The organism is Achromobacter sp. ACM01 (assembly GCF_014851745.1).
Classification (GTDB): domain Bacteria; phylum Pseudomonadota; class Gammaproteobacteria; order Burkholderiales; family Burkholderiaceae_B; genus Achromobacter; species Achromobacter aegrifaciens.
In genome coordinates, this window is record NZ_JACVAF010000004.1 from 193,469 (window position 1) to 219,810 (window position 26,342).

The 26,342-nt window shown below is 65.8% G+C and carries 28 protein-coding genes; 20 read left to right on the plus strand and 8 right to left on the minus strand.

The window, feature by feature from the left end:
* Positions 1 to 2: 2 nt before the first annotated feature.
* The 3 genes from IB268_RS21305 to purT all read right to left on the minus strand — a co-directional run bounded on the left by IB268_RS21305 (position 3) and on the right by purT (position 3,733).
* Positions 3 to 1,577, minus strand: a complete 1,575-nt coding sequence (locus IB268_RS21305; RefSeq protein ID WP_119450190.1) for a cytochrome ubiquinol oxidase subunit I — start codon at positions 1,575 to 1,577, stop codon at positions 3 to 5.
* Between the two features lie 127 nt (positions 1,578 to 1,704).
* Positions 1,705 to 2,250, minus strand: a complete 546-nt coding sequence (locus IB268_RS21310) for a GbsR/MarR family transcriptional regulator (protein WP_059378283.1) — start codon at positions 2,248 to 2,250, stop codon at positions 1,705 to 1,707.
* Positions 2,251 to 2,515: 265 nt separating this feature from the next.
* Entirely contained in the window at positions 2,516 to 3,733 is a 1,218-nt protein-coding gene (gene purT / locus IB268_RS21315) for a formate-dependent phosphoribosylglycinamide formyltransferase (RefSeq protein WP_054457792.1), read from the minus strand.
* A 103-nt stretch (positions 3,734 to 3,836) separates the two neighbouring features.
* On the opposite strand from purT, the gene IB268_RS21320 reads away from it, so the two are divergent.
* The 9 genes from IB268_RS21320 (at position 3,837) to IB268_RS21360 (ending at position 11,338) form a co-directional block, all read left to right on the plus strand.
* Positions 3,837 to 4,826, plus strand: coding sequence for an SIS domain-containing protein (locus IB268_RS21320; protein WP_192354774.1), 990 nt, complete (start codon positions 3,837 to 3,839; stop codon positions 4,824 to 4,826).
* Entirely contained in the window at positions 4,823 to 5,431 is a 609-nt protein-coding gene (locus tag IB268_RS21325; protein WP_082401242.1) for an HAD family hydrolase, read from the plus strand. Before IB268_RS21320 ends, IB268_RS21325 begins: the two co-directional genes overlap by 4 nt.
* A gap of 37 nt (positions 5,432 to 5,468) precedes the next feature.
* Entirely contained in the window at positions 5,469 to 6,101 is a 633-nt protein-coding gene (gene lptC, locus IB268_RS21330) for an LPS export ABC transporter periplasmic protein LptC (protein WP_054457763.1), read from the plus strand.
* Positions 6,098 to 6,727 carry a lipopolysaccharide transport periplasmic protein LptA gene (lptA, locus tag IB268_RS21335; protein ID WP_054457764.1) on the plus strand — a complete coding sequence of 210 codons (630 nt, stop codon included), beginning with the start codon at positions 6,098 to 6,100 and terminating at the stop codon, positions 6,725 to 6,727. Before lptC ends, lptA begins: the two co-directional genes overlap by 4 nt.
* A gap of 32 nt (positions 6,728 to 6,759) precedes the next feature.
* Positions 6,760 to 7,554 (plus strand): LPS export ABC transporter ATP-binding protein, encoded by a 795-nt coding sequence (gene lptB, locus IB268_RS21340; RefSeq protein WP_054457765.1) that lies wholly within the window; start codon positions 6,760 to 6,762, stop codon positions 7,552 to 7,554.
* A gap of 222 nt (positions 7,555 to 7,776) precedes the next feature.
* Positions 7,777 to 8,115, plus strand: coding sequence for a ribosome hibernation-promoting factor, HPF/YfiA family (gene hpf, locus IB268_RS21345; RefSeq protein ID WP_013396726.1), 339 nt, complete (start codon positions 7,777 to 7,779; stop codon positions 8,113 to 8,115).
* Positions 8,116 to 8,478: 363 nt separating this feature from the next.
* Complete coding sequence (locus IB268_RS21350; protein WP_006389881.1) at positions 8,479 to 8,934, plus strand: PTS sugar transporter subunit IIA; 456 nt, start codon at positions 8,479 to 8,481, stop codon at positions 8,932 to 8,934.
* A gap of 21 nt (positions 8,935 to 8,955) precedes the next feature.
* Positions 8,956 to 9,882, plus strand: a complete 927-nt coding sequence (hprK, locus tag IB268_RS21355) for an HPr(Ser) kinase/phosphatase (RefSeq protein WP_013396727.1) — start codon at positions 8,956 to 8,958, stop codon at positions 9,880 to 9,882.
* 22 nt (positions 9,883 to 9,904) lie between these two features.
* Entirely contained in the window at positions 9,905 to 11,338 is a 1,434-nt protein-coding gene (locus IB268_RS21360; protein ID WP_192330257.1) for a PLP-dependent aminotransferase family protein, read from the plus strand.
* 7 nt (positions 11,339 to 11,345) lie between these two features.
* Here the strand turns inward: IB268_RS21360 and IB268_RS21365 are convergent, their stop codons facing one another.
* Together IB268_RS21365 and IB268_RS21370 are read right to left on the minus strand one after the other, a co-directional pair.
* On the minus strand, positions 11,346 to 12,629 hold the full coding sequence (locus IB268_RS21365; protein WP_054457767.1) for a cytochrome c: 1,284 nt from the start codon (positions 12,627 to 12,629) through the stop codon (positions 11,346 to 11,348).
* Positions 12,630 to 12,641: 12 nt separating this feature from the next.
* Positions 12,642 to 13,394, minus strand: a complete 753-nt coding sequence (locus tag IB268_RS21370; RefSeq protein WP_192330259.1) for a c-type cytochrome — start codon at positions 13,392 to 13,394, stop codon at positions 12,642 to 12,644.
* A 184-nt stretch (positions 13,395 to 13,578) separates the two neighbouring features.
* Here IB268_RS21370 and rapZ point away from each other — a divergent pair, with 184 nt between their 5' ends.
* On the plus strand, positions 13,579 to 14,451 hold the full coding sequence (gene rapZ / locus IB268_RS21375) for an RNase adapter RapZ (RefSeq protein WP_054457793.1): 873 nt from the start codon (positions 13,579 to 13,581) through the stop codon (positions 14,449 to 14,451).
* Complete coding sequence (locus IB268_RS21380) at positions 14,448 to 15,410, plus strand: septal ring lytic transglycosylase RlpA family protein (protein WP_054457769.1); 963 nt, start codon at positions 14,448 to 14,450, stop codon at positions 15,408 to 15,410. The genes rapZ and IB268_RS21380 overlap by 4 nt, the downstream gene beginning before the upstream one ends.
* 59 nt (positions 15,411 to 15,469) lie before the next feature.
* Here IB268_RS21380 and IB268_RS21385 read toward each other — a convergent pair whose 3' ends face one another.
* Both IB268_RS21385 and rsmI read right to left on the minus strand, forming a co-directional pair.
* Positions 15,470 to 16,054: a methylated-DNA--[protein]-cysteine S-methyltransferase gene (locus tag IB268_RS21385; protein WP_054457770.1), complete on the minus strand. Its 585-nt coding sequence runs from the start codon at positions 16,052 to 16,054 to the stop codon at positions 15,470 to 15,472.
* A gap of 3 nt (positions 16,055 to 16,057) precedes the next feature.
* On the minus strand, positions 16,058 to 16,993 hold the full coding sequence (gene rsmI / locus IB268_RS21390; protein ID WP_054457771.1) for a 16S rRNA (cytidine(1402)-2'-O)-methyltransferase: 936 nt from the start codon (positions 16,991 to 16,993) through the stop codon (positions 16,058 to 16,060).
* A gap of 66 nt (positions 16,994 to 17,059) precedes the next feature.
* On the opposite strand from rsmI, the gene IB268_RS21395 reads away from it, so the two are divergent.
* The 4 genes from IB268_RS21395 (at position 17,060) to IB268_RS21410 (ending at position 19,451) form a co-directional block, all read left to right on the plus strand.
* Positions 17,060 to 17,542 (plus strand): YraN family protein, encoded by a 483-nt coding sequence (locus tag IB268_RS21395; protein ID WP_192354775.1) that lies wholly within the window; start codon positions 17,060 to 17,062, stop codon positions 17,540 to 17,542.
* Positions 17,543 to 17,629: 87 nt separating this feature from the next.
* Positions 17,630 to 18,223: a phosphoheptose isomerase gene (locus IB268_RS21400; RefSeq protein WP_192354776.1), complete on the plus strand. Its 594-nt coding sequence runs from the start codon at positions 17,630 to 17,632 to the stop codon at positions 18,221 to 18,223.
* The gene (locus IB268_RS21405; protein WP_054457774.1) at positions 18,220 to 18,960 is read left to right on the plus strand and encodes a BON domain-containing protein; all 741 of its coding nucleotides are present in this window, start codon (positions 18,220 to 18,222) and stop codon (positions 18,958 to 18,960) included. Before IB268_RS21400 ends, IB268_RS21405 begins: the two co-directional genes overlap by 4 nt.
* On the plus strand, positions 18,957 to 19,451 hold the full coding sequence (locus IB268_RS21410) for a peroxiredoxin (protein ID WP_054457775.1): 495 nt from the start codon (positions 18,957 to 18,959) through the stop codon (positions 19,449 to 19,451). The genes IB268_RS21405 and IB268_RS21410 overlap by 4 nt, the downstream gene beginning before the upstream one ends.
* 133 nt (positions 19,452 to 19,584) lie before the next feature.
* Here IB268_RS21410 and IB268_RS21415 read toward each other — a convergent pair whose 3' ends face one another.
* Positions 19,585 to 20,373 (minus strand): MetQ/NlpA family ABC transporter substrate-binding protein, encoded by a 789-nt coding sequence (locus IB268_RS21415; RefSeq protein WP_054457776.1) that lies wholly within the window; start codon positions 20,371 to 20,373, stop codon positions 19,585 to 19,587.
* A gap of 265 nt (positions 20,374 to 20,638) precedes the next feature.
* Between IB268_RS21415 and argB the strand changes: the two genes are divergently transcribed.
* The 5 genes from argB (at position 20,639) to IB268_RS21440 (ending at position 25,792) form a co-directional block, all read left to right on the plus strand.
* Entirely contained in the window at positions 20,639 to 21,541 is a 903-nt protein-coding gene (gene argB, locus IB268_RS21420; RefSeq protein WP_013396740.1) for an acetylglutamate kinase, read from the plus strand.
* On the plus strand, positions 21,541 to 22,287 hold the full coding sequence (locus IB268_RS21425; protein ID WP_192353114.1) for a pyrimidine 5'-nucleotidase: 747 nt from the start codon (positions 21,541 to 21,543) through the stop codon (positions 22,285 to 22,287). Before argB ends, IB268_RS21425 begins: the two co-directional genes overlap by 1 nt.
* 56 nt (positions 22,288 to 22,343) lie before the next feature.
* Positions 22,344 to 22,919: a nucleoid occlusion factor SlmA gene (slmA, locus tag IB268_RS21430; RefSeq protein WP_192353115.1), complete on the plus strand. Its 576-nt coding sequence runs from the start codon at positions 22,344 to 22,346 to the stop codon at positions 22,917 to 22,919.
* Between the two features lie 314 nt (positions 22,920 to 23,233).
* Positions 23,234 to 24,727 carry a DASS family sodium-coupled anion symporter gene (locus IB268_RS21435; protein WP_054457779.1) on the plus strand — a complete coding sequence of 498 codons (1,494 nt, stop codon included), beginning with the start codon at positions 23,234 to 23,236 and terminating at the stop codon, positions 24,725 to 24,727.
* Between the two features lie 12 nt (positions 24,728 to 24,739).
* A complete protein-coding gene (locus IB268_RS21440) occupies positions 24,740 to 25,792 on the plus strand; it encodes an Ldh family oxidoreductase (protein ID WP_119450185.1) in 1,053 nt (350 codons plus the stop codon).
* Positions 25,793 to 26,342 lie beyond the last annotated feature (550 nt).

Sequence of the window (26,342 nt, forward strand, 5' to 3'; positions counted from 1 at the left end):
CTTCAGGCCCGCACGGCAGCGTGCACAGGATCGGCGGCGGCAGCGCCGGGCGCCGGCCCATCGGATTTCGGTCCCTTCCTCACAGCGTGCAGCATCACCTTCACGCCGATGATCAGCAGCACCGTGTACAGCACCAGGAATATCGTCAGGCTGATCGCCAGGTCGACGATGGTCAGGCCGGAAGCCGCGTAGTAGGTCGGCAGCACGCCTTCGATCACCCAGGGCTGGCGGCCGTATTCGGCAACGAACCAACCGCTTTCGATGGCGACCCAGGGCAGCGGCAGGCTCCACAACGCCACCTTGAGCAGACCGCGCCGGCTGTCCAGCCGCCCGCGCGAGGCCAGCCAGAAGGCCACGCCGAAGAACAGGATCAGGTACATGCCCACCGCCACCATGATGCGGAACGCCCAGAACAGCGGCGCCACATTGGGCACGGTATCGACGGCGGCCTTTTTGATGTCGTCTTCGGTGACCTTGCTCATGTCGGGCTGATAGCGCTTGACCAGCAGCGCATAGCCCAGGTCGGGCCAGGTCTTGTCAAACACCATGCGCGCGTCCACGTCCTTGGGATTGGCGCGGATCTTCTGCAAGGCGTCATAGGCCACCATGCCATCGCGGATGCGGTTTTCGGCGCGGCGGATCAGGTCGTCGATGCCCAGCAGCGGCGTGGTGAGCGAACGCGTGCCGATGATGCCCATGACGTAGGGAATCTCGATGGCGAAGTCGTTCTTGCGCTCGGCCTGGTTGGGGATGGCGATCAGGTTGAAGGACGCGGGGGCCGGCTCGGTGTGCCACATGGACTCGATGGCCGCGATCTTCATCTTCTGGTGTTCGGTGGTGAGGTAGCCACTTTCGTCTCCCAGCACCACGACCGACAGCGCCGAGGCCAGACCGAAGCTGGCGGCGACCGCCATCGAGCGCTTGGCCAGGTCGATGTGGCGGCCCTTCAGGAGGTACCAGGCGCTGATCGACATGACGAACATGGCGCCCGCGACGTAGCCTGCGCTGACCGTGTGCACGAACTTGGCCTGCGCCACGGGGTTGAAGATCACCGCGGCGAAGTCGGTCATCTCCATGCGCATGGTGTCGGGATTGAAGATCGAACCGACCGGATTCTGCATCCAGCCGTTGGCGATCAGGATCCACAGCGCCGAAAAATTGGTGCCGAACGCCACCAGCCAGGTCACGATCAGGTGGCTGACCTTGGACATGCGGTTCCAGCCGAAGAAAAACAGGCCGACGAAGGTCGCTTCCAGGAAGAAGGCCATCAGCCCTTCGAGCGCCAGCGGCGCGCCGAAGATGTCGCCTACGTAATGGCTGTAGTAGGACCAGTTCATGCCGAACTGGAACTCCATCACGACGCCGGTGGCGACGCCCAATGCGAAGTTGATGCCGAAGAGCGTGCCCCAGAACATCGTCATCCGCTTCCAGATGGCGCGGCCGGTCATGACGTACACGCTTTCCATGATGGCCAGGATGAACGACAGGCCTAGCGTGAGGGGGACGAAGAGGAAGTGGTAGAGCGCGGTCGCGGCAAACTGGAATCGCGACAGATTTACGACGTCGAGATCAATCATTGGGTCGCTCCCAAGCAGTTGAGGTGCCGCGGCAACCGGCATGGTTCCCAGGCCGTCTCTCGCGCCATGTTACGGGCGTTGCATACAACTTCATAGAGGTTTCCTGAAAAATCGGGGCGGATCAGGCTTAGCCCTTGCCCCGCAATTTGCCGGCGAAACCCAGCACCTTCTGCACTTTCGAACCGAGCTTCATCAGGTTCTGCAGGGTTTCTGGCGGCAGTCGTTGAACCTCATCGAACCATCCGGTGGACAGTTCGATGAGCTCCAGCATGTCGTTCATGCGTTGTTGCGCGTATGCCTCATCCGGACCCGACGGGGGTTCCAGCAAGGTGTCCCGCAGCAGGGTCAGCGTGGGATCGATTTCGCGCTTGCGCTTTTCTTCCATCAGGATGCGGAAGATCTCCCAGACGTCCTTGGGAGTTTCGAAGTAGTCGCGGCGGTCGCCGACCTGATGCATGAGCTTGACCAGCCGCCAGGACTGCAGCTCCTTCAGCCCCAGGCTGACGTTGGAGCGCGAGAAGCCGAGGGTTTCGGCAATGTCATCGGCATTCAGCGGCTTGGGCGACAGGAACAGGAGGGCGTAGATCTGGCCGACCGTGCGGTTCACGCCCCACCGGCTGCCCATTTCGCCGAAATGCAGGACGAATCGTTCGTTTTGGGGAGACAGGGCCATGGGTTGCGCTACGCCGACAAGGCCAGGACGCGTCGCCCTGGCCGATAAAAACAGTTACACCGATTTCAGAAAATTCTGGAATTTCCGAAATTATCAAACAATCCATGCGAAAGCGCAAACCACACCGGCGGCAGGGGGATGATCGCAAGACATGATGTCGCGGCAGTGACAGACGGCTTCCGCGGGTTTGGCAAAAGCCGCGGACAAGCGCAAGCGGCCACCAGCCGGTGAGCTGGTGGCCGCCGGAAAAAGGGAAAAAGAAGCGTTAGCCGGCCTTGACGGACACCGCCGCCGACACCCGCTTGGCCTTGGCGCGAGCCGCCGCCACGTCCTCGGCCACGGCCAGGCCCACGCCCATGCGGCGCTTGACGAAGGATTCAGGCTTGCCGAAGAGACGGAGGTCGGTGCCGGGTTCGGCCAGCGCTTCGGCCACGTTGTGGAACGAGACCGCCGCGGCCTCGACCCCGCCGTAGATGACGCTGCTGGCGCCGGGCTGGCGCAGGCTGGTATCCACCGGCAGTCCCAGGAACGCCCGGGCGTGGAGTTCGAATTCGTTCTGGACCTGGGTGATCATGGTGACCATGCCGGTGTCGTGGGGACGCGGGCTGACTTCCGAGAACCAGACCTGGTCGCCCGCCACGAACAGCTCCACGCCGAAGATGCCCAGGCCTCCCAGGTTGGAGGTGACCGCCAGTGCGATGTCCCGCGAACGTTGCAGCGCGGCGGGAGACATCGGGTGCGGCTGCCAGCTTTCCACGTAATCGCCGTCGACCTGCTTGTGGCCGATGGGTTCGCAGTAGCGGGTCTCGACCTGGCCGTCGGCGCCGCGGGCGCGCACGGTTAGCAGGGTGATTTCGTAGTCGAAGCGGATGAAGCCTTCGACAATGGCGCGCCCGCCGCCCACCCGGCCGCCCTCCTGGGCGTAGCGCCAGGCGGATTCGACGTCGTCAGCGCTCTTGATGACGGATTGGCCCTTGCCCGAGGAGGACATGACCGGCTTGATGACGCAGGGATAGCCGATGCCGCCGTCGATGGCCGCGCGCAGTTCTTCTTCGGTGTCGACAAATCGGTACGGCGAGGTCGGCAGCCCCAGGGTTTCAGCCGCCAGCCGGCGGATGCCCTCGCGGTTCATGGTCAGCTGGGCCGCGCGCGCGGTCGGCGTCACCCGGGCCACGCCCGCCTCTTCCAGCTCCACCAGCAAATTGGTGGCAATGGCTTCGATTTCGGGGACAATAACGTGGGGCCGTTCCTGTTCGATGACCTTGCGCAGGGCCTGCGGGTCCGTCATCGAGACCACATGCGCCCGGTGCGCCACCTGGTGGCCCGGGGCGTCGGCATACCGATCCACGGCAATGACTTCCACGCCCAGCCGCTGCAGGGCAATGATGACCTCTTTGCCCAATTCGCCGGACCCGAGCAGCATGACGCGGGTGGCCAAGGGGGACAAAGGCGTGCCAAGGACGGGGCTGGAAATGCTGGACATGGAGCGGGCCTGGAAAAAAGTTGGAAAGCCGTTGAAATGACCCGCCAGCATGCCATACGCCCTTTCCGGGGGCAAACCCGCATACTGATATTAAAATCCACGTATGACTGACCATCCCACAACATCGTCCGAGACCGCGCTGGCATCTGCGCGCAGAACGCTGCAGATCGAATGCCGGGGCCTGATGGACCTGTCCGCCCGGCTGGACGACAGCTTCACGCAGACCGTCGCGATGCTGCTGGCCTGCCGCGGCCGGGTGGTCGTCAGCGGCATCGGCAAGACCGGCCACGTGGCCCGCAAGATCGCGGCGACCCTCGCCTCGACCGGCACGCCGGCCTTTTTCGTGCACGCCGCCGAGGCCGTCCACGGCGATCTGGGCATGATCACCCAGGATGACGTCCTCATCGCGATTTCCTATTCCGGCTCCGGTCAGGAACTGCTGACGATCCTGCCTGTCGCCCGCCGCATGGGCGCCAAGCTGGTCGCCATCACCGGCAATCCGCAGTCCGAACTGGCCCGGCTGGCCGACGTCCACCTGGACGCCAGCGTGGCGCAGGAAGCCTGCCCGCTGAATCTGGCGCCCACGGCCAGCACCACCGCTGCGCTGGCCCTGGGCGATGCCCTGGCCGTCGCCTGCCTGGAGGCCCGCGGCTTCGGCCCGCAGGATTTCGCCCGCTCGCACCCAGGCGGCGCGCTCGGCCGCCGCCTGCTGACCCATGTGCGCGACGTCATGCGCCAGGGCGACGCCCTGCCCATCGTCATGGCCGGCACCCCCGTATCCCAGGCGCTGGAAGTCATGTCCGCCAAGGGCATGGGCATGACCGTCGTAACCGACGCGCAGCGCCGCCCCCTAGGCATCTTCACCGACGGCGACCTGCGCCGCCTGATCGCCCGGCAGGGCGACATCCGCAGCCTGACCGTCGAATCCGGCATGACGCGCTCGCCCCGCAGCATCACTCCCGACGCGCTGGCCGTCGAGGCGGCCCAGCAAATGGACAAACTACGGCTCAACCACATGCTCGTGCTGGACAGCGACGGCGTTCTGCTCGGCGCCCTGCACATGCATGATCTGATGGCCGCCAAAGTGGTATGAATATGACTCTTTCTGTACCCGTGACGCATCCGGCCGAAGCGCTGGTCCTGGCCCGCATCCCCGCCGGCGTGCGCGAACGCGCCGCCGCAGTGCGCCTGATGGTGTTCGACGTGGACGGCGTGCTGACCGACGGCAGCCTCTATTACGGCGACAACGGCGAACTCCAGAAGCGCTTCAACGCGCTGGACGGCCACGGACTGCGCCTGCTGATGGAAGGCGGCCTGAAGGTTGCGCTGATGACCGGGCGCTCCGGCCCCATCGTGGCGCGCCGCGCCGCCGAACTGGGTATCGCCGAGGTCATCCAGGGCGTACGGGACAAAGGCGGCGCCCTGGCCGAACTCGCGCAGCGCAGCGGTGTCCAACTGAACCAGACCGGCTACATGGGCGATGACGTCATCGACCTGCCGGCCCTGCAGCGCGCCGGCTTCGCCGCCAGCGTGCCGAACGCGCCGGGCTACGTCAGCCAGGCCGCCCACTGGGTCTCCACGCACACCGGCGGCAACGGCGCCGTGCGCGAATGCTGCGACCTGCTGCTGGCGGCCCAGGGACGCCTGGGCGCCTTCCTGGCGGCGCCTGGCCTGCTTGGCCCGGGCGCCATCCAATGACCGCCAGGACAACCCATACGCCCTTGCGGCAGACCCGATGAAAGAACGTTTTCCCTCCCTGATCGCGCTGTTCCTGCTGCTGGTGCTGGTCGCCAGCTCGTGGTGGGCGGCGGATTACGCGCAGCGGGCCATCCAGACGGATCCGCCGCGCCGCGTCACCCACGAAATGGACGCCTGGTCGCGCGACTTCGTCATGCTGCGCACCGACCCGAACGGCAAGCCCATCAACCGGCTGGAAGGCGACTACGCCGAACATTTCCCGGATGACGATTCCTACCATGTGACCTCGCCGCGCGCCGTGGGCCAGCGCGAGGACAACCCCATCACCGTGGCCGTCTCCAAGACCGCCGTGATGGAGCAAGGCGGCAAGCGCATCGTCATGAACGGCGACGCCCACGTGCGCCGCCAGCCGGACGCCAATAACGACCTGCTGGACGTGCGCAGCCAGCAATTGATCATCCTGCCCGACGACGACGTGGTCTACACCGACCTGCCGGCGGAAGTCATCAAAGGCCGTTCGCGCATGAACGGCACGGGCATGCACTACAACAACAAAACGCGCCAACTGCAGGTTTCGGCATCGACCGATGTGGAAATTGCCGGTTCCGAAGGCAGGCAGCAACGCCGGACCGAAATTCCCGCCAACAACACTGACCAGAAAAAACCATGACCGACCTCCGGATTCTCCTTGCCCCGACGACCCGCTTGCTCGGCGCCATCCTGCTGACGGCCTCGGCACTGGCCCCGGCCCATGCCGCGGATCCGGCGCCCAAGGCAGCGACGCCGGCGGAAGAGCCCAGCACGCTGATCCTGTCGGACACCCTGCACTACGACGACGTGAAGAAGAAGAGCGTCTTCACCGGCAACGTCAACATGACGCGCGGCCTCATGACCCTGACGTCCGACGTGCTGGAAATGAACGAAGACGCGCAAGGCAACCAGTACGGCACGGCCACCGCCAACAAGGGCAAGATCGTGACCATCCGCCAGGAACGCCCGGAAACCTTCGAGCTCATCGAAGGCACCGGCCTGCGCGCCGAATACGACGGCACCAAGAGCACCTTCGACCTGATCGGCCAGGCGGTCGTGATCCGCTACGTCTGTGGGAAACCGTTCGATACCATTCGCGGCGAGCGGGTACGCTACAACGAGAAGACCGGCACCTACGAAGCCCATGGCGGCCCCAACTCCGCCGCGGCCGGCGGCCGGGTCCGTTCGGTGGCTGAACCGCGCGCCAAGTCGGACGCAGCCATCGCCGAATGCCGCAAGCAGCAGGCAGCCAAGAAGGGGCGTTGAACGCCTCCCATGCAACACCACTCGCAGCCACGATGAACCAACCTTCAGTGCCGACTCCGGTAACCTCCGCGCCCTCGGGCGTCAAGCAGGGCAGCCTGCGCGCAACTGGTTTGCGCAAGACCTATAACGGCCGGACCGTGGTGCAGGACGTATCCCTGTCCGTGGTCAGCGGCGAAGTGGTGGGCCTGCTCGGCCCCAACGGGGCTGGCAAAACCACCAGCTTCTACATGATCGTGGGCCTGGTGCCCGCGGATGCGGGCCGCATCGAGATCGACGGCTCCGTCATCACTTCGATGCCGATCCACAAGCGCGCGCACATGGGCCTGTCGTACCTGCCCCAGGATGCTTCCGTGTTCCGCCGCCTGACCGTGGAACAGAACATCCGCGCCGTGCTGGAACTGCAATTGGGGCCGGATGGACGTCCGCTGTCCACGCCCAAGATCAACGAGCAGATGGAATCGCTGCTGGAAGAACTGCAGATCGGCCACATCCGCAGCAACGCCGCGATCTCCCTGTCGGGCGGCGAACGCCGCCGCGTGGAAATCGCGCGCGCGCTGGCCACCAGCCCGCGCTTCATCCTGCTGGACGAGCCCTTCGCCGGCGTGGACCCCATCGCCGTGATCGAGATTCAGCGTATCGTGCGCTTCCTGAAGGGCCGCGGCATCGGCGTGCTGATCACCGACCACAACGTGCGCGAAACCCTGGGCATCTGCGACCGCGCCTACATCATCAGCGAAGGCAAGGTTCTGACCGACGGCCATCCCGATGAAATCGTGGGCGATCCCGCCGTGCGCCGGGTCTATCTGGGAGAGCATTTCCGCATGTAATGCGGCCCTGGGGAAGACCCCTAGGCGCCGCCTGCGCAAAGCCGCATGCACCCTGGGGCCTCAGCCATAAAAATGCCATGAACTTGCGCTAGGTCAGCTTGTTTTATCGGCCCGAGTCTATACACTAGTACTAAACGAACCCGCTCAATCAAGGAGAACGCCTAACGAATCAGCCGCGCTTTTTGCGCACCCTTTTTTCCTCTTTTAGAAGGAGAGCACACTATGAACCTGAGCATCTGCGGTCGTCACCTCGACGTCACCCCGGCCATCCGGGAATATGTCATGAACAAACTGGCGCGAGTGCTGCGGCATTTCGATCACGTCATCGATACCCAGGTCATGCTCTCGGTAGAGCCCCTGCGGCATAGAGCCGAAATCACCATGCGTCTAAGCGGTAAGGACATTCATTGTGAAGCAACCGATGAAAACCTCTATGCAGCCATAGACCTTCTTGCTGACAAAGTCGACCGTCAGGTCATCAAGCACAAGGACAAGGTACGAAGTCACACGGCGGAGTCCGTGAAGCGGCAAGCGGCAAATCTAACGCCACCCCAGCAGTAACGCGCTTCATGAGCACTCGCACTGCGAGACTAGCTAAACAGCGATTCTAGAAATCCTGCCTGAGTCCCGGTGTCCCGCTAGACGCAACGTCCAGCTGGGGCATCGGCAAACTTCCCCTCCTTGTAGTACCTCCCGCAGTACCCCCCCTTATTTGTCCCCTATTCCCGGTTCCGCCGGCGATTCCGTTTTTCCAGGTTTCCGACGCTTTCCCCAGGGCCAGCCCCGCCGCCGGGAGCAAGAATGCCCACAATCCGCCGCTATCGGTCTATGCTGTCGCTCTTGCCGCCCCATGATGCGACCGAGCCGAGGACGCATCTCAGAGGCCGATTATTGCAGTGCGTCATATAACCATATAATGACCCGATGAATCATTTGTCGCGCATCCTACCCGCCGGCAACGTCGTGCTCGATATGCTCGCAACGAGCAAGAAACGTGCGTTCGAACAGGCCGGCCTTCTCTTTGAAAACAACCATGGCCTGGCGCGCGCGCTCGTCTTCGACAGCCTGTTCGCCCGGGAACGCCTGGGCTCCACCGCGCTCGGGCAGGGCGTGGCGGTGCCGCATGGCCGGGTGAAGGGCCTGGAACAGGCCCTGGCGGCCTTCATCCGCCTGGCCCAGCCCATCACTTTCGATGCGCCTGACGGGCAGCCCGTGTCGATGCTGCTTTGCCTGCTGGTGCCGGAAACGGCCACGCAGCAGCACCTGGACATCCTGGCCGAACTGGCGCAGCTCATGTCGAACAAGGCCTTGCGCGAGGCCCTGGCCACAGAGCCCGATCCCGCTGTCGTCCACAAGATGCTCACGACCGGCCAACTCTGAACTCCACGCGGAAGCGCAGCCATGCTCACGGTGCAGGAACTCGTCGACGACAACGCCGACAAAATCCCCTTTAACTGGATTTCCGGCCAAGGCGCCGCGGACCGCGCAATTCCCGACGACGGCATGTCGGCCGCGGACCTCGTCGGCCACTTGAACCTGATCCATCCGTCCCGCATCCAGGTGTTCGGACAGGAAGAGCTGGCGTACTACACCCGCTTCGACCTGCGCCGCCGCATGCATCACATGGACGAGCTGCTGATCGGCGGCGTGCCCGCGATCCTGCTGGCCGACGGCCTGACCCCGCCGCAAGACCTCATCGACCAGTGCGACCAGCATCAGGTGCCGCTGCTCTCCACGCCGGTGGCGGCCGCGCAGTTGATCGACCTGCTGCGCATCTACCTGGGCAAGAAGCTGGCGCCCACCACCACCGTGCACGGCGTGTTCCTGGACGTGCTGGGACTGGGCGTGCTGATCACCGGCGAATCCGGCCTGGGCAAGAGCGAACTGGCGCTGGAACTGATCTCGCGCGGACACGGCCTGGTGGCCGACGATGCCGTGGAGTTCTCGCGCACGGCCCCCAACATGATCGAAGGCCACTGTCCGCAGCTGCTGCAGAACCTGCTGGAAGTGCGCGGCCTGGGCCTGCTCGACATCCGCACCATCTTCGGCGAGACCTCCGTGCGCCGCAAGATGCGCCTCAAGCTCATCGTGCACCTGGTGCGCGCCACCGCACAGGACAAGTTCGAGCGCCTGCCGCTGCAGGACATCACGCAGGACATGCTGGGCTTGCCGGTGCGCAAGGTCATGCTGCAAGTGGCCGCGGGCCGCAACCTGGCGGTGCTGGTCGAGGCCGCCGTGCGCAACACCATCCTGAAGCTGCGCGGCATCGACACGCTGGGCGAATTCATGGAACGCCAGGCCATGGCGATCCTGCAAAGCAGCAAGTAGGCGCACATCGGCCGGCGGCACCTTGAGCCTGTATGAAACTCTGGCCGCCGAGATCGCCAAGTCGATCCGCGACGGCGTATTGCGCGCGGGCGACAAGCTGCCCTCCGTGCGGGACGCGTGCGCGGCGCGCGGCCTCAGTCCGTCGACGGTGTTCCAGGCCTACTATCTGCTGGAAGCGCGCGGCCTGATCCGGGCGCAGCCGCGCTCCGGCTATTACGTCAACGCCCCTGCCGCATCCCTGCCGCCCGAACCCGGCGCCTCCAGTCCGGACGGAGAATCGACGGAGCTCGCGATCAGCGAACGCATCTTCGACATCCTCGGCTCGGTGCGCAACCGCGACGTGACGCCGCTGGGCTCCGCCTTCCCTTCCCCGCTGCTGTTTCCGCTGCCGCGGCTGGCCCAGGCCATGGCCGTGCACCTCAAGCGCCAGGATCCGCTGGACACGGTGGAAGACCTGGCGCCGGGCAATCCCGGCCTGCGCCGCCAGATCGCGCTGCGCTACCTGATCGGCGGCATCAACGTGCCGGCCAGCGACATCGTCGTCACCAACGGCGCGCTGGAAGCGCTGAATCTCTGCCTGCAGGCGGTCACGCAGCCCGGCGACACGGTCATGGTCGAGGCCCCCACGTTCTATGGCGCCTTGCAGGCGCTTGAGCGCCATGGACTGAAGGCGCTGGAAATACCGACGCATCCGCGCACCGGCATCGACCTGGACGCGATGCAGGCCGCCATCGAGCGTCATGCGCCGCGCGCCTGCTGGCTGATGACGCAATTCCAGAACCCGCTGGGCAGCCTGATGCCCGATGAGAAAAAGCGGCAACTGGTCCAGCTGCTTGCACGCCACGACATTCCGTTGATCGAAGACGATGTATACGGCGAGCTGTATTTCGGATCGGTGCGCCCGGTACCCGCCAAGGCCTATGACACCCAGGGGCTGGTGCTGCATTGCTCGTCGTTTTCGAAGTGCCTGGCGCCGGGCTACCGCATCGGCTGGACCTCGGCCGGCCGCTACACGCAACGCGTGCAGCGCCTGAAACTGTCGTCGACGCTATCGGCGTCCGGCCCCGCCCAGGGCGCCATCGCCGAATACCTGGAACAGGGCGGCTATGACCGCCACCTGCGCCGCCTGCGCGAAACGCTGCAGACACAGCAGCAGCGCATGGCCGAGGCGATCGCCCAGGAATTCCCGGCCGGTACGCGCGTGACGCGTCCGCAAGGCGGGTTCTTCCTGTGGCTGGAACTGCCGGCCGCGGTGGATGCGCTGACGCTGCATCGCCAGGCGCTGGCGCGCGGCATCAGCGTGGCGCCGGGACCGATCTTTTCGGCCAGCGGCCAGTTCGGCAGCGCGCTGCGCCTGAACTACGGGCATCCTTGGGACGCCGCTGCGCAGGCCGCCATCCGCGTGCTGGGGGAGTTGGCGCGCGAGGCCTGCGCACAGGCCGTCAAAGCGCGCTGATTCCGCGTCAGTTCAGCGTCGATGCGGCGCGCGCCCGCTTGACTTCCAGCGGTGTCACGCCGCCCGCCTCATTGCCCCAGCTATTGCGGATGTACGTCACCAGCATCGCGATGTCGCCGTCGTTGAGCAGTTGTCCGAAGGGCGGCATGCCGTGCGGCCGCGGATTCGCCGCCGTAGCCGGAGCGTAGCCGCCATCCAGCACCATGCGGATCGCGTTGACGGGCGACGGCGCCGTCACGGTCGGATTGCCGGCCAGCGCGGGCCACGCCGTGCCGCTGCCTTCGCCCGCGGATTGATGGCATTGGACACATTGCTGGCGGTAGATCTTGCCGCCCAGCTCCATGGCCGCCGGCGCGACAGCCGTCCGCGTGCGTTCCGTTGAGGCCGCCGTGGCGGGCAGGGATTTGATGTAGACGCCGATGGCCAGCGCGTCAGCGTCGGTCAGGTGCTGTGTGCTGCCCAGCACCACTTCGGCCATGGGCCCGCTGGCGCTGGAATGCTTCGAAATGCCAGTCTTGAGCAAGGCTGCAATGTCTTCGGCGGACCATCTGCCCATGCCGGTTTCCATGTCGTTGGTGAGCGGCGGAGCGTACCAATCCAGCACCGGAATCACACCGCCGGCCAACGGGTCGGCCGAACGCAACGCCCCCAGGCTATTGCGCGGCGTATGGCAGGCGGCGCAATGCCCCAGCCCTTCGACCAGATAGCGGCCGCGGTTCCACTGCACCGATTGCCCCGCGTCGGCCTCCTGCACGCCCGGCTTGAAGTACAGCGCGCGCCAGGCGGCCAGCAGCGCCCGCTGGTCATAGGGGAATTCCATCTCGGGCGGCCGGTTGGGCTGGTCCACGGGCGCCACGGTACGCAGATAGGCGTACAACGCGTCGGAATCGGCGCGCGTCACGCGCGTGTATTCGGTGTAGGGGAAAGCGGGATACAGCAGCGTGCCGTCGCGCGATTTGCCGTTGTGCAGCGCCTGCCAGAAATCATCCGCGGTCCACGCGCCTATGCCGGTTTTTTCGTCGGGCGTGAGGTTCGGGCCGTAGACCGTGCCGAACGGCGTGGGGATGGGCGTGCCGCCCGCCAGCGCCTTGCCGCCGCGGCTGGTGTGGCAGGCCATGCAATTGCCGGCAAGCGCAAGGTAGCGGCCGCGCTCCACCAGCGTCGCGGTATCGGCCGCGGCCGCGGCGGGACCGGTGCTGGCGTCGTCGCGCGTACCGAACCAGTAGAGGCCGCCGAGGGCGACGACCGCGAGCAGCAACAGGAGGGACAGGACTTTCTTCATGATCGACATCCGGCCTCTCCCTTACCGTTGCGCCTGGCTGCCGCATTCCGCGGGCAGGCGTATCGAACCCGCGGCCTCTGGCGCGTAGGGTTCCACGACGGGTTGCGAGGACAGCCACGCGGCCAGCGCGCCGATGTCCTGGGGAGTGAGTTTGTTGGAGATGTCGGCCATGCAGTCCGGTTCGGCCGCACGGCGCAGGCCGTTCTTCCAGCTGCCGATCTGCGAACCGATGTAGTCGCGCGGCAGCCCAAGCAAGCCGGGAATGGCGGGCAGCACGCCGCCCAGGGCGGCGCCGTGACAGGCGGCACAGGCGGGCAGGCCGCGCGCAGCATCGCCGCTCAAGGCCAGCTTGCGCCCGGCTTCCAGCGTGGCGGCGGAGACCTCGGCGCGCGTCGGCGCCGGATACGGCACATGCTGCGAAGAGAAATACGCGGCGATCTCGCGCAGGTAGTCGTCGGGCAGCCCGGTCAGCAGGTGCGTCATGGGCCGGTACTGACGCCGGTCGTCGCGGAAATTGAGCAACTGGTGGTACAGGTACTCCTGCGGCTTGCCGGCCAGGCGCGGATAGTAGCCATCGGCGCCGGCCTTGCCCTGCGCGCCATGACAGGCCGTACAGGCGGCAACCCGGGCGTCCATGGTGTCCGGACGCAGGATTTCCTGGGGCGCGGGCTGGGCCGGCGCGGGCGCTGCGAGGAAGGCGGCAGCCACCCCAAATAGGGAAATTGCCCAAAAACGCGGCAGTGAAACACTACGAAAGGAAATGAAGGCTAACATCTAGGTCGAATTCCATTCCCCCGAAACGCATGACGGCGGGGCGCGTATGTGAATCTGTCGAGTATCCGGCCCCCAGCTTACGCCAGGGGGACCAAAGCGGTACAGGCGCAGATTGGCAGTTTACGGCCATATCAGATGTCATCCCGCCGGCATCGTCCTCGAAAAGCGTGCCACAATCATGTCCATGTTGAAAGTCGTCCTCGTCACCGGCATCTCAGGCTCAGGCAAGTCCGTCGCCCTGCGCATGCTTGAGGACGCAAGCTATACCTGCGTCGACAACCTGCCGGTGCGGTTCCTGACCGAGTTCATCGCCAACGCCCGGGATGACGGCATGGAGCGCGTAGCCGTCGCCATCGACGTCCGCTCCCCCGGCGAACTGGCCGAATTGCCCGACGTAGTCACCGCGCTGCGCGCCATGGGCACCAGCCTGCGCGTGGTCTTCCTGGACGCCAGCACGGAAACGCTGGTGCAGCGCTATTCCGAATCGCGCCGCCGCCACCCGCTGACCGACCGTCTGCAGCATGGCGGCAAGACCCCGACGCTGTCCGAGTGCATCGCCCTGGAACGCGAACTGCTCGCGCCGCTGCGCGAGCAGGAACACGTCATCGACACCTCGGACCTGACGCCGGGCCAGTTGCGAGTCTGGATCCGCGACCTGATCAAGGCCGACCGCGCGCCGCTGGTGCTGACCTTCGAATCCTTTGCCTACAAGCGCGGCGTGCCGCGCGACGCGGACCTGGTGTTCGACGTGCGCTGCCTGCCCAATCCCTACTACGACCGCGACCTGCGGCCGCTGACCGGCCGCGACGAGCCCGTGGCCGCCTGGCTGGCGGGCTTTGACCTGGTGGGGCAGATGATCGACGACATCGCCGGTTTCCTGAACCGCTGGCTGCCGCAATACACGCAAGACACCCGCAATTACCTCACGGTCGCCATCGGCTGCACCGGCGGCCAGCACCGTTCGGTCTATGTGGTCGAACAGCTGGCGCTGCGCTTTGCCGACCACGACCCGCTGCTGGTGCGCCATCGCACCCAACTGCCTGACGAATCCGCATGACCCTGTCCCGCCCGACCCGCCTGTTCGTGATGCTGCTGCTGGCCATTGCCGTGGCTGGCTGTTCTTCCACCGGCGGACGCAAGAAGGGCGGCGGGTATTACAAGGACGACGGGCCGGACGCGAATCCGCCCTCGAACCTGGACCAGGTGCCCGACGCGGTGCCCAGGATCGAACCCTACGCCAGCGGCGCGAACCGGCCGTATGTGGTGTTCGGCCAGCGCTACGTGCCGGACACCAGCGGCCAGCCCTACAAAAAGCGCGGCACCGCCTCGTGGTATGGCAAGAAGTTCCACGGCAATTCCACGTCCATCGGCGAGTCCTACGACATGTACGCCATGACGGCCGCCCACACCACGCTGCCGCTGCCCAGCTACGCCCGCGTCACCAGCATGGTCAACGGCAAGACCATCATCGTGCGGGTGAACGACCGCGGCCCGTTCCACAGCGACCGCATCATGGACCTGTCCTATGTCGCGGCGTACAAGCTGGGCATCATCGGCCCCGGCAGCGGCCAGGTGATCGTGGAAGCCATCCCCCAGGACGAGATCCGGCGGCTGGCCTCGCAAGGCGCGCCCGCCACGGCCGCACCCGAACCCGCATCGGCGACGGGCTCCTCGCCAGTGGCCGCGCCCATCGCCGCCGTGCCGGTGGCGCTGGCGGCTGAACCCCTGCCCGGGCCCGCACCCGGTTCAGCGCCGGTGCGCCAGCCGGCCGCAGGCGGCATCGGCAGCGTCTACCTGCAAGTGGGCGCGTTCAGCCAGCCGGCCAACGCGCAATCGCTGGTCAGCCGCATCAACACGCAGCTGGGCGCCGCAGGCGCGCCGCCCGCGTCGGTCGAGCAGTCAAATAACCTCTATCGGGTCAAGATCGGCCCCTACCCCGACCGGCAGAGCGCCTTGGACGCCGTGCAGATCGTGTCGGACCGCATCGGCATCCTGCCCAGCATCGCCTCGCAGTAGCAAGCCTTGGCAGTAGCAAGCCTCAAAAGTCAGCCTCAAGACCTCTCGAGGCTGCCCGCCTACCAAGGCAGTTCGGCCTGCCCGTCGCACACGCGGCGCGCGCTAGCGCTGCGGCTGCGGTAGCGATTGCCTTCATGCGCCAGCAAGGCCTGCTTGCGCGGCAGGCCGCCGCCGAAGCCGGTCAGCGAGGTGTCGGCCCCAATCACACGATGGCAGGGAATGATGATGCTGATCGGATTGCGCCCGACGGCGCCGCCGACCGCCTGCGCGCCCTTGGGCCGCCCCACGGTGCGCGCCAGATCGCCGTAGCTGGCCAGCACGCCGAACTCCAGATCGCACAGGGCATGCCAGACCTGGTGCTGGAAAGTGGTGCCGACGGGGTCCAGCGCCACGTCGAAGACGCGGCGCTGGCCCGCGAACCATTCTTCCAGTTCGCAGCGCGCCTGCTCCAGGATGGGATCCGAGTCCGTGAGAATCCAGCCATCCGCCGCGGGCAGCAGTTCCTGGTCGGTGAACCAGGCGCCGCGCAGGCCCTTGGGACTGGCGACCAGGCGCATGTCGCCCAGCGGCGTAGGAATGTCGCGATAGACCAGGCGTTCGTCGGGATCCGCGGGCTTGTTGGACACGATAGTCGAATACACCATGTCTTACTCCGCCGATTTCTTGCGGGCCAGCGCCCGGTTGTACAGCACGTCCCGCGGCAGGCCGGAAACCTTGGCGGCCACGCGCGCGGCATCGCGCAGCGACAGCGACTCCAGCAAGGCGTCCAGCAGCGCATCGGTGCGCGGATCGGCTTCTTCATCCGCTTCCTGTTCAGCGGGCGCGTGCGCGATCAGCACGAATTCACCCTGCTCGCGGTGCGTATCCGCGGCCAGCCAGGCTGCGCCCTCGCCCATCGGGAAGGTCGCGATCTCTTCGAAGCGCTTGGTCAGTTCGCGCGCCACGGTCAGGAGCCGGTCCGGACCGCACACTTCCAGCAGGTCGGCCAGCGTAGCCGCGAGCCGATGCGGCGATTCGAACATGACGACCGGCGCGGGCAAGGCGCACCAGGTGCGCAGCCAGCGCTGGCGCGCTGCCGCCTTGGGCGGCGGAAATCCGGCAAAGGCATAGCCCGGGTTTTCGTCGGTGGTGACGCCGCTACCCATCAGCGCGGCGATGACCGCGCTGGGACCCGGCACTGGCACCACGCCGAAGCCGGCTTCACGCACGGCACGCACGATGCGTGCGCCCGGATCGCTGACGGCGGGTGCGCCGGCGTCCGATACCAGCGCCACGCGCTGGCCCTGGGCCAACCGTTCGCAGATGGCCTGGGCCGCGGCGGCTTCATTGTGGCGGTGGGCGGCCATGAGCGGCGTGCCCACGCCCCAGGCGTCCAGCAGGGCGCGGCTGGCGCGCGTGTCTTCGGCGGCGATCACGTCGGCCCGCTGCAAAGCGTGCCAGGCGCGCAGCCCCAGGTCGCCCAGGTTGCCGATCGGCGTGGCCACGACATACAGCGTCGAGGCAGGCCAATGCTGCCCCGCCACGCGTTCAGAAACGCGGGACCAGGCATCTCCGGCAGGGGGAGGTGAGACATTTTGATTCATTGCAGCCTACAGACACGGGAAACCATGTCAGTGTAGCCGCCTATGCCCGCCAATTCCGGAGCGCCCATGACGGATGACACCTTGCGACTGGCCTGCGAACTGGCCCTGGCGGCCCGCCGCCGCGCCGCCAGGCGCCGGCGCCGTTCCTCCCGCGCAGCGCCCGCGGATCGTCCGCCGCCGCGGCGCTCGCCCGCCCAGCGCAAGGGCGACCACCACGAGGACGCCGCCTTGCGCCTGCTGCAGTCGCGCGGCCTGGTCCTGCTGGCGCGCAATCTGCAGACCCGCGCCGGCGAGATCGACCTGGCCATGCGCGACGGCGACACGCTGGTGTTCGTCGAGGTCCGATCGCGTGGGCCCAGCCGCTACGGTGGCGCCGCGGCCAGCATCGGGCCGGACAAGCAGGCCCGGCTGTCCCGCGCCGCGGCCCACTGGCTGCCGGAGCTGGCCCGGCGCCACTGGCGCGGCAGACTGCCGGCGGCGCGCTTTGACGCGGTCGTCTTCGACGCCGGCGATCCCCAGTGGCTGCGCGGCGCATTCTGGCAGGCCTGAAGTCCGCCCCTCCCCCGGTAACGACCTGCCTAACAGTCGTTACGCCTGGACAGAACCACGCCTCGGCCCCGTGAGATAATCGCGCCCATGGATATGACCTCTCGTATGACGTCGCACTTTCGCGACGCCATGGCTGCGTGCGAACAAAGCATGAACGTCCTGGCCGAGCCGCTGGCAGTGGCGGTGGACGTGCTGTTCGGCGCCCTGGCAAACAACGGCAAGATTCTGGCTTGCGGCAATGGCGGCTCGGCCGCCGATGCGCAACATTTCATCGCCGAACTGGTGGGCCGCTTCGAACGCGAACGCCTGCCCCTGGCCGGCATCTCCCTCAACACCGACACCTCGATCCTCACCGCGGTGGGCAACGATTACGGCTTCGACGAGATCTTCGAACGCCAGGTCAACGCCTTCGGCCAGGCCGGCGACGTGCTGGTAGCCATATCCACCAGCGGCAATTCCCCCAACGTGGTGCGCGCCATGGAAGCCGCCAGCGCCCGCGAAATGCACGTGCTTGCCCTGACGGGCAAGGGCGGTGGCGTGATGGGGGAACTCATTACGCCGATGGACGTCCATCTATGTGTTCCCAGCGATCGCACGATGCGCATCCAGGAAGTCCATATTCTGCTGCTGCACGCGCTGTGCGACGGCATTGACGCTCTTCTGCTTGGAGACACCGAATGATTTCTGACGTCCGTACCGCAGTCCGCCCGTTGATGCTCGCCGCGGCGCTCTCCACCGCCGCGCTCTCGCTGTCGGCCTGCGCGCCCCTGATCGTGGGCGGCGCGGCCGCCACCACCGCGGTCGTCGTGACGGACCGCCGCACCTCCGGCATCCAGCTCGAAGACCAGAACATGGCGTTCAAGGCGCAGAGCCAGATCTCGCAGAAGCTGGGCGACACCGCCCGCGTCAATGCCATGGCCTACGGCGGCCACCTGCTGCTGACCGGTGACGTGCCCACCGAAGAAGCCAAGAACCAGGCCACCACCATCGCCCAGGGCGTGGAAAACGTCAAACAGGTCATCAACCAGTTGAACGTCGGCCCCATCGCCTCGTTCGGCACGCGCTCCAACGACACCTGGCTGACCTCCAAGGTCAAGACCGCCCTGCTCAACACCAAGTACGTGCCGTCCGGCACCATCGCGGTCACCACCGACCACAGCGTGGTCTACCTGATGGGCAAGGTGACGCAGGCCGAAGGCGAATATGCCGCCAACGCCACCGCCGACGTCGGCGGCGTGGCCAAGGTGGTTAAACTGTTCGAGACGATCAGCCGCGAGGAAGCCATCCGGCTGTCGAATACCGGTTCAAAGTCCAACACTTCCACGGAAACCAAAGCGCCCATCGAAAGCGGCGCCGGCGCAAGCAGCGATAACGCGGCCGGCACCAGCAGCGGCGTAGAGGCCATGCCCATCAAATGAAGAAAGCCATCATCGCGTTGGCCGTCCTGGTGGCGGTCGGCATCGGCGCCTGGTTCGTCATGCGCCCCGCCCAGACCGCGCCCGACGTCACCTTCACCACGCTGGAAGGCAAGACCTTCTCGATGCAGGACCTGCGCGGCAAGGTCGTGCTGGTCAAGTTCTGGGCCACCAGCTGCGTGACCTGTGTGAAGCAGATGCCGGAAACGATCTCGGCCTACAACGAGTACGCCGCCAAGGGCTACCAGGCGGTCGCGGTCGCCATGAACTACGACCCGCCCAACTTCGTGCTGAACTTCGCCGAAACGCGCAAGCTGCCCTTCCCGGTGGCCCTGGACACCAAGGGCGACATTGCCCGGGCCTTCGGCGACATCCGCCTCACGCCCACGGCGTTCCTGATCGACAAGCAAGGCCGCATCATCAAGCGCTACCTGGGCGAATACGACGTGGCGGAATTCCATGCCACCGTGGAAAAAGCCCTGGCGGCGGGCTGAGCGCCGCAGCCCCACAAAGGACCGCCCCGACAGGGCGGTTTTTTTTCGCCCGGCAACCGACCCCTTCGCGACGGCGCCCAAAAGAAAAACCGCCCGATGGGCGGTTTCCAGATCAGGGCACGGCAGGCCGGAATCAGAACGCCGGAACCACGGCGCCCTTGTACTTGTCCTGGATGAACTTCTTCACCTCGGGCGTGTGCAGGGCCTGCACCAGCTTCTTGATGCCGGGCGCGTCCTTGTTGTCCGCGCGGGTCACCAGGATGTTGGCGTAGGGCGAATCCGAGCCTTCGATGAAGAGGGCGTCCTTGGTCGGGACCAGGCCGGCCTCCAGCGCGTAGTTGGTGTTGATCAGCGCCAGGTCCACGTCGTCCAGCGAGCGCGGCAGCATGGCGGCTTCCAGTTCGCGGAACTTCAGCTTCTTGGGGTTCTCGACCACGTCCGCGGCCGTCGCCAGGATGTTGGACGGATCCTTCAGCTTGATCACGCCCTGCTTCTGCAGCAGCACCAGCGCGCGGCCGCCGTTGGAGGGATCGTTCGGGATCGCGACGGTCGCGCCGTCCTTGAGCTCGGACAGGCTCTTGATCTTCTTGGAATAGCCGCCGAAGGGCTCGACGTGCACCAGCGCCACCGGCACCAGCGTGGCCTTGCGGTCCTTGTTGAAGGAATCCAGATAGGGCTTGTGCTGGAAGAAGTTGGCATCCAGCTGCTTATCCGCCAGTTGCAGGTTGGGCTGCACGTAGTCGCTGAACACCTTGATGTCGAGCTCCACGCCTTCCTTGGCCAGTTGCGGCTTCACCACTTCCAGGATCTCGGCATGGGGGACCTGGGTCGCGCCCACCACCACTTTTTCGGCATGGGCGGCGTTCGCCGCCACCAGGAACACCGACGCCGCCAGAGCGGACCGGACAAAGTTCAAACGCATGTGTTGCCTCTTTTATGGGTAAAAAATCGGGGCCGATGCCCCTGCCGGTGTGGCCCGGCCCCCTTTTGCGGGGCCGGCCGTTGCGAAATCGCCCCCAATTTACCTGAATGCCGGTTATTTGTCGGGCATATGAACATGGGTTTAAAGCATAAGAAACCTGTGGGTACTACAATCCGTCGTATGCTTGCGCTACCGCGTCCCGAACGCGTTTTTGTGCAGGCATTTTTTCTAACCACTCATACGTATATTTGCCGACTTAGCTGCCATGACCGACACCCCCGACCCTGCTGCCGTTTCGTCTCCTGCTGTCAAAGCCGCTGTGCTGTCTGAAGCACTGCCGTATATCCGACGATTTCACGGCAAGACCATCGTGGTCAAGTACGGCGGCAACGCCATGACGGAAGAACGTCTGCAGCGCAGCTTCGCGCATGATGTCGTGCTGCTGAAGCTGGTGGGTCTGAATCCGGTGGTGGTGCACGGCGGCGGTCCGCAGATCGACGACGCGCTGCGCCGCATCGGCAAGCAAGGCACCTTCATCCAGGGCATGCGCGTCACCGACGCCGAAACCATGGAAGTGGTCGAATGGGTGCTGGGCGGCCAGGTCCAGCAGGACATCGTCATGATGATCAACGAGGTCGGCGGCAAGGCCGTGGGCCTGACCGGCAAGGACGGCGGACTGATCCAGGCCCAGAAGAAGCTGATGGCCAACAAGGACAATCCGTCCGAACCCATCGACATCGGTTTCGTCGGCGACATCACCATGGTCGAGCCGGCCGTGGTCAAGGCGCTGCAGGACGACCAGTTCATCCCCGTCATCTCGCCCATCGGCTATGGCGAGGACGGCACGGCCTACAACATCAACGCCGACGTCGTCGCCGGCAAGATGGCGGAAGTGCTGGGCGCTGAAAAGCTGCTGATGCTGACCAACACCCCGGGGGTGCTGGACAAGGGCGGCAAGCTCTTGCGCAGCCTGTCGGCCCAGACCATCGACGAACTTTTCGCCGACGGCACGATCTCCGGCGGCATGCTGCCCAAGATCTCGTCCGCGCTGGACGCCGCCAAGAACGGCGTGAACTCCGTGCACATCGTCGACGGCCGCGTGCCGCACTGCCTGCTGCTGGAAATCCTGACCGACCAGGGCGTGGGCACGATGATCAGCTCGCACTGATGCGGGCACAGCGTTACCTGTTGCGGCCGGCGGTGCGCGTGCGCCGCTCGCGCCGCGCGGCCACGGGCGATTCCGAACGCCTGTGGCTGTTCGACCTGGACAACACGCTCCATGACACCTCGCACGCCATCTTCCCGAAGATCGACCACGGCATGACCATGGCCGTGGTCGAGGCGCTGAACGTCGACATCGACACTGCCAACCACCTGCGCTCGCAGTATTGGAAACGCTACGGCGCCACCATGATAGGCATGGTGCGCCATCACGGCGTGGACCCCCATGATTTCCTGCACCGCAGCCACGACTTCGACGTCGGCCCGCTGGTGCGCGCGGAAAAGGCGCTGGCCTACAAGCTGAGCCGACTGCCGGGCCGCAAGGTGCTGCTGACCAACGCGCCGCTGCACTATGCGCGTGCGGTGCTCGCGCGCCTGGGCATCCTGCGCCAGTTCGACAGCCTCTGGGCCATCGAGCACATGCGGCTGCACGGCGAGTTCCGGCCCAAGCCTTCGCCCACCCTGCTGCGCCACGTGCTGGCCCGCGAAGGCGTGCACGCGCGCAACGCGGTGCTGGTGGAAGACACCTTGGCCAATCTGCGCGGCGCGCGCCGGGCAGGGCTGCGCACGGTGCACGTGTATCACCCCGGCACGCCGTTCGCCCGCGGCCGCTCGCAGCGGCCGGCCTATGTCGACTTGCGGGTAAACTCCGTCAGTGATTTGCTGTTACGCCGACGCCCCTTGCGGGGATAGCGGCGCGCTCCTCCCCTCCCCTTCACCGTCAAGCCTGCGCGAGAGCAGACCCTTCCATGGCGAGCAAACCCGGCGAGCGCAAGACCCAGATTCTGCAAACCCTGGCCGAGATGCTGGAGCAGCCGCACGCCTCCCGCATCACCACGGCGGCCCTCGCCGCGCGCCTGGAAGTCTCTGAAGCCGCGTTGTACCGGCACTTCGCCAGCAAGGCGCAGATGTTCGAAGGGCTGATCGAATTCATCGAAACCAGCATCTTCACGCTGGTGAACCAGATCGCCATCGCCGAGCCCGAAGGCCTGACCCAGGCCCACCAGACCGTCTCCATGCTGCTGACCTTCTCGGAACGCAACAAGGGCATGACGCGCGTGCTGACCGGCGATGCGCTAGTCACGGAAGACAACCGCCTGCAGGAACGCATCAACCACATCAACGACCGCATCGAGGCGTCGTTGAAGCAATCGCTGCGCATCGCGGTCACCGATGGCGGCCTGCCGCCGCAGGCCAATGTCGCGGCGCACGCCAGCCTGCTGACGCATCTGGTGCTGGGCCGCTGGCTGCGTTACGCGCAGAGCGGCTGGCGCATCGCGCCCACGCTGCATCTGGACGAGCAGCTGCGCCTGGCGCTGGGCTGAGCGGCCGGGGCTGCCTGCCGGCCCTGGCGCGAATTAGTATCGTGAAACGATCTAATTAATTTCCCATCCGTCTCTATTTCTGCCCATTTGCATTGTTCCATGCAACAATCTCCGCTTGCCGGCGGCGCGGGGCGACGAGCATAATGCCCGTCAGAGGTTTTCCACAAGCCCAAATCTCCACAGGCTTGATCAGTATCAATACGGGTTTTCCGCAATGCCGTCACGATCATGCTGTAGCGTCGACACACCGATTTGACCTATCCCGTTGCTCGCGGGGCGGTGTGTCGGCAGTTTGACCTCAACCGGAGATGGATATGACCGCGCAAGCCGCCGTCCCTGCCTCGCAAGCCCCAAAGAAAACCAAAATTCCAATCGGACTCATCGCCGGCGTCCTAGTGATGATCGGCGTGCTGATGATGCCTTTGCCCGCCGACCTGCCCGTCGCGGGTCACCGGATGCTCGCCATCCTGGCATTCGCAGTGGTGGTCTGGATTACCGAAGCCGTGTCCTACGAAGCCAGCGCGATCATGATCACGACGCTGATGGCCTTCCTGCTGGGCACGGCTCCGACAATCAAAGACCCGCAAGTGGTTTATGGCACCTCGGCCGCGATCAGCATGGCGCTGACCGGCTTCGCGAACTCGGCGCTGGCGCTGGTCACCGGCGCCTTGTTCATTGCGGCCGCCATGACCTTCACCGGGCTGGACCGGCGCATCGCCCTGGTGACGCTGGCCAAGGTGGGCACCAGCACGCGCCGCATCCTGATCGGATGTATCGCCGTGACCATCGTGCTGAGCCTCGTGGTGCCCAGCGCCACCGCGCGCAGCGCGGCCGTGGTGCCCATCATGATGGGCGTCATCGCAGCCTTCGGCGTGGACAAGCGTTCCAACATCGCCGCCGGCATCATGATCATCGTGGCGCAGGCCACCAGCATCTGGAACGTCGGCATCCAGACCGCCGCCGCGCAGAACCTGCTGACCGTCGGCTTCATGGAAAAGATGCTGGGCGAACGCGTGGCATGGTCGGACTGGCTGATCGCTGGCGCCCCCTGGTCGCTGATCATGTCGGCCGTGCTGATCATCATCGTGCTCAAGCTGCTGCCGCCGGAAAGCGACAGCATCGCGGGAGGCAAGGAAGCCGTCGAGAAGTCGCTGCTTGAACTGGGCCCCATGACCGGCGCGCAAAAACGCCTGATGGCCGTGTCGCTGATGCTGCTGCTGTTCTGGTCGACCGAAGGCAAGCTGCACAAGTTCGACACCACTTCCACCACCTACTTCGGCCTGGTCCTGCTGCTGCTGCCGCGCTTTGGCGTGATGACGTGGAAAGACGTGCAATCGCGCATCCCATGGGGCACCGTGATCGTGTTCGGCGTCGGTATCAGCCTGGGCACCGCCCTGCTGACGACCCAGGCTGGCCAATGGCTGGGCAACCAGGTCGTGGCGCACACCGGACTGGACCACCTCGGACCGCTGGCGATCTTCGCGATCCTGGCCGCTTTCCTCATTGTCATCCACCTGGGTTTCGCCAGCGCCACCGCGCTGACCTCGGCCATGCTGCCGATCCTGATCTCGGTGCTGGCCACGCTGCCGGGCGAATTCAGCCGCCTGGGCATGACCATGCTGCTGGGCTTTGTCGTCAGCTACGGTTTCATCCTGCCCATCAACGCGCCGCAGAACATGGTGTGCCTGGGAACGGAGACCTTCAACGCCAAGCAGTTCGCCAAGGTCGGCATCATCGTCACCATCGTCGGCTACCTGCTGATGCTGCTGATGGGCATGACCTACTGGCGCTGGCTGGGCTGGCTGTAAGGAGGGCGCGTCATGAAGATTTCGATCGCCCAAGCCAATGAATACGGCCGCCGCGTGCTGATGGCCCAAGGCGTGCCCGAGGACATCGCCCGCGACGTGGCCGAGCACCTGGTCGAGTCCGACCGGGTGGGCTACACCAGCCACGGCCTGTCCATCCTGACGAACTACCGGCGCGTGCTGTCCGAGGGCCTGGCCCAGGCCGACGGCCGGCCCGAACTGGTCAACGACCGCGGCGCAATGCTGGCCTACGACGGCCACCACGGGCTGGGCCAGTATGTCGGCAAGGTCGTCATCGAGAAGGCCATCGAGCGCACGCAGGAGCACGGCCAGTGCATCCTGACCCTGCGTCACAGCCATCACCTGGGCCGCATGGGCCACTACGGGGAAATGGTGGCGGCCAAGGGCCTGATCCTGCTGGCTTTCACCAACGTGATCAACCGCTCGCCGACCGTGGCGCCTTTCGGCGGCGCGCAGGCCTGCCTGACCACCAACCCGCTGTGCTTCGCCGGCCCGCTGCCGGGCGGCCGTCCGCCGTTCCTGGTGGACATGGCCACCAGCTCGATCGCCGTCAACAAGGCGCGGGTGCTGGCCGCCAAGGGCGAGGAAGCGCCCGCGGGCTCGCTGATCGACGCCCAGGGCAATCCGACCACGGATCCCAACGCGCTGTTCACCGACCCGCCCGGCGCGCTGCTGCCGTTCGGCGGCCACAAGGGCTATGCCCTGGGTCTGGTGGCCGAACTGCTGGCCGGCGTGCTGTCTGGCGGCGGCACGATCCAGCCGCAGCATCCACGCACCGGCGTGGCCACGAACAACATGTTCGCGCTGCTGCTGGATCCGCAGGTGGACTTCAATACGGATTGGCGGTCGATGGAGGTGGGTGCGTTCATCGACTACCTGCACGCCTGCAAGCCGCAACCGGGCGTCGAAGGCGTGCAGTATCCGGGCGAGTACGAAGCTCGCAACCGGGCGCTGAACGAGGATACGCTGACGTTCGATAGCCGGATTTGGGATGGTCTTACCAAGCTGGCGGTCGACCTTGGGGTGCCTGAGGCGTTGCCTGCTTGAGGTTGTAGGCGGTTCTTGCGGGTAACGTTTATTTGCTTGCTTTCGGGCGTTTTGGGTTCTTAAGACGCCCGTCGCATCGGCGGCCCGCCATGCGCGGGGCAACGATTGCGGTCCGGAGCCTTCGCTCCGGACTGCCCCATCCTCATCCTCGTCACCGCCTGCGGCGGTTCCTTCGGATTCCGTCGGGCTTATCGACGCCCCGCGCATGGCGGGCCGCCGACGCGACGGGCTCGTTCAACTGCAATTCGGCCTCAGCTGGGGCGAGCTGTGTGCTTGGCTTTCTAGCAACGGGTGGGGTATGGCGGTGGATCTTGCGGGGCTCGCCTCGGGCCGGCCGCCCGGGCGGCCTTCCGAGGCTTCCGCGGTGTCTTACGGTTGAGAATGACGCTGCGCGCGTGTGAGACACCCATCAGCGTTAACGCCTCAAGGGTGCTGCTCATCACCGAACGTCACCAGGCCGTTGATCATCACCGACCGCTAAGCCACGGTGCCGGATGGGTGGTGCGCGCGAGAAAATCCTCAAGCGCAAGCCGCTGCCTGCCGCGCACCA

What these genes read in the sequence shown, in the direction of transcription:
- IB268_RS21320 (WP_192354774.1), top strand. Translation starts at nt 3,837, where the DNA reads ATGACTGACCATCCCACAACATCGTCCGAGACCGCGCTGGCATCTGCG.
- IB268_RS21305 (WP_119450190.1), bottom strand. Translation starts at nt 1,577, where the DNA reads ATGATTGATCTCGACGTCGTAAATCTGTCGCGATTCCAGTTTGCCGCG.
- IB268_RS21370 (WP_192330259.1), bottom strand. Translation starts at nt 13,394, where the DNA reads ATGTTAGCCTTCATTTCCTTTCGTAGTGTTTCACTGCCGCGTTTTTGG.
- IB268_RS21440 (WP_119450185.1), top strand. Translation starts at nt 24,740, where the DNA reads ATGAAGATTTCGATCGCCCAAGCCAATGAATACGGCCGCCGCGTGCTG.
- IB268_RS21325 (WP_082401242.1), top strand. Translation starts at nt 4,823, where the DNA reads ATGAATATGACTCTTTCTGTACCCGTGACGCATCCGGCCGAAGCGCTG.
- IB268_RS21395 (WP_192354775.1), top strand. Translation starts at nt 17,060, where the DNA reads ATGACGGATGACACCTTGCGACTGGCCTGCGAACTGGCCCTGGCGGCC.
- rsmI (WP_054457771.1), bottom strand. Translation starts at nt 16,993, where the DNA reads ATGAATCAAAATGTCTCACCTCCCCCTGCCGGAGATGCCTGGTCCCGC.
- IB268_RS21350 (WP_006389881.1), top strand. Translation starts at nt 8,479, where the DNA reads ATGAATCATTTGTCGCGCATCCTACCCGCCGGCAACGTCGTGCTCGAT.
- IB268_RS21405 (WP_054457774.1), top strand. Translation starts at nt 18,220, where the DNA reads ATGATTTCTGACGTCCGTACCGCAGTCCGCCCGTTGATGCTCGCCGCG.
- hprK (WP_013396727.1), top strand. Translation starts at nt 8,956, where the DNA reads ATGCTCACGGTGCAGGAACTCGTCGACGACAACGCCGACAAAATCCCC.
- IB268_RS21310 (WP_059378283.1), bottom strand. Translation starts at nt 2,250, where the DNA reads ATGGCCCTGTCTCCCCAAAACGAACGATTCGTCCTGCATTTCGGCGAA.
- lptC (WP_054457763.1), top strand. Translation starts at nt 5,469, where the DNA reads ATGAAAGAACGTTTTCCCTCCCTGATCGCGCTGTTCCTGCTGCTGGTG.
- IB268_RS21425 (WP_192353114.1), top strand. Translation starts at nt 21,541, where the DNA reads ATGCGGGCACAGCGTTACCTGTTGCGGCCGGCGGTGCGCGTGCGCCGC.
- IB268_RS21410 (WP_054457775.1), top strand. Translation starts at nt 18,957, where the DNA reads ATGAAGAAAGCCATCATCGCGTTGGCCGTCCTGGTGGCGGTCGGCATC.
- purT (WP_054457792.1), bottom strand. Translation starts at nt 3,733, where the DNA reads ATGTCCAGCATTTCCAGCCCCGTCCTTGGCACGCCTTTGTCCCCCTTG.
- argB (WP_013396740.1), top strand. Translation starts at nt 20,639, where the DNA reads ATGACCGACACCCCCGACCCTGCTGCCGTTTCGTCTCCTGCTGTCAAA.
- slmA (WP_192353115.1), top strand. Translation starts at nt 22,344, where the DNA reads ATGGCGAGCAAACCCGGCGAGCGCAAGACCCAGATTCTGCAAACCCTG.
- IB268_RS21385 (WP_054457770.1), bottom strand. Translation starts at nt 16,054, where the DNA reads ATGGTGTATTCGACTATCGTGTCCAACAAGCCCGCGGATCCCGACGAA.
- IB268_RS21380 (WP_054457769.1), top strand. Translation starts at nt 14,448, where the DNA reads ATGACCCTGTCCCGCCCGACCCGCCTGTTCGTGATGCTGCTGCTGGCC.
- IB268_RS21415 (WP_054457776.1), bottom strand. Translation starts at nt 20,373, where the DNA reads ATGCGTTTGAACTTTGTCCGGTCCGCTCTGGCGGCGTCGGTGTTCCTG.
- lptA (WP_054457764.1), top strand. Translation starts at nt 6,098, where the DNA reads ATGACCGACCTCCGGATTCTCCTTGCCCCGACGACCCGCTTGCTCGGC.
- rapZ (WP_054457793.1), top strand. Translation starts at nt 13,579, where the DNA reads ATGTTGAAAGTCGTCCTCGTCACCGGCATCTCAGGCTCAGGCAAGTCC.
- IB268_RS21400 (WP_192354776.1), top strand. Translation starts at nt 17,630, where the DNA reads ATGGATATGACCTCTCGTATGACGTCGCACTTTCGCGACGCCATGGCT.
- IB268_RS21365 (WP_054457767.1), bottom strand. Translation starts at nt 12,629, where the DNA reads ATGTCGATCATGAAGAAAGTCCTGTCCCTCCTGTTGCTGCTCGCGGTC.
- hpf (WP_013396726.1), top strand. Translation starts at nt 7,777, where the DNA reads ATGAACCTGAGCATCTGCGGTCGTCACCTCGACGTCACCCCGGCCATC.
- IB268_RS21435 (WP_054457779.1), top strand. Translation starts at nt 23,234, where the DNA reads ATGACCGCGCAAGCCGCCGTCCCTGCCTCGCAAGCCCCAAAGAAAACC.
- lptB (WP_054457765.1), top strand. Translation starts at nt 6,760, where the DNA reads ATGAACCAACCTTCAGTGCCGACTCCGGTAACCTCCGCGCCCTCGGGC.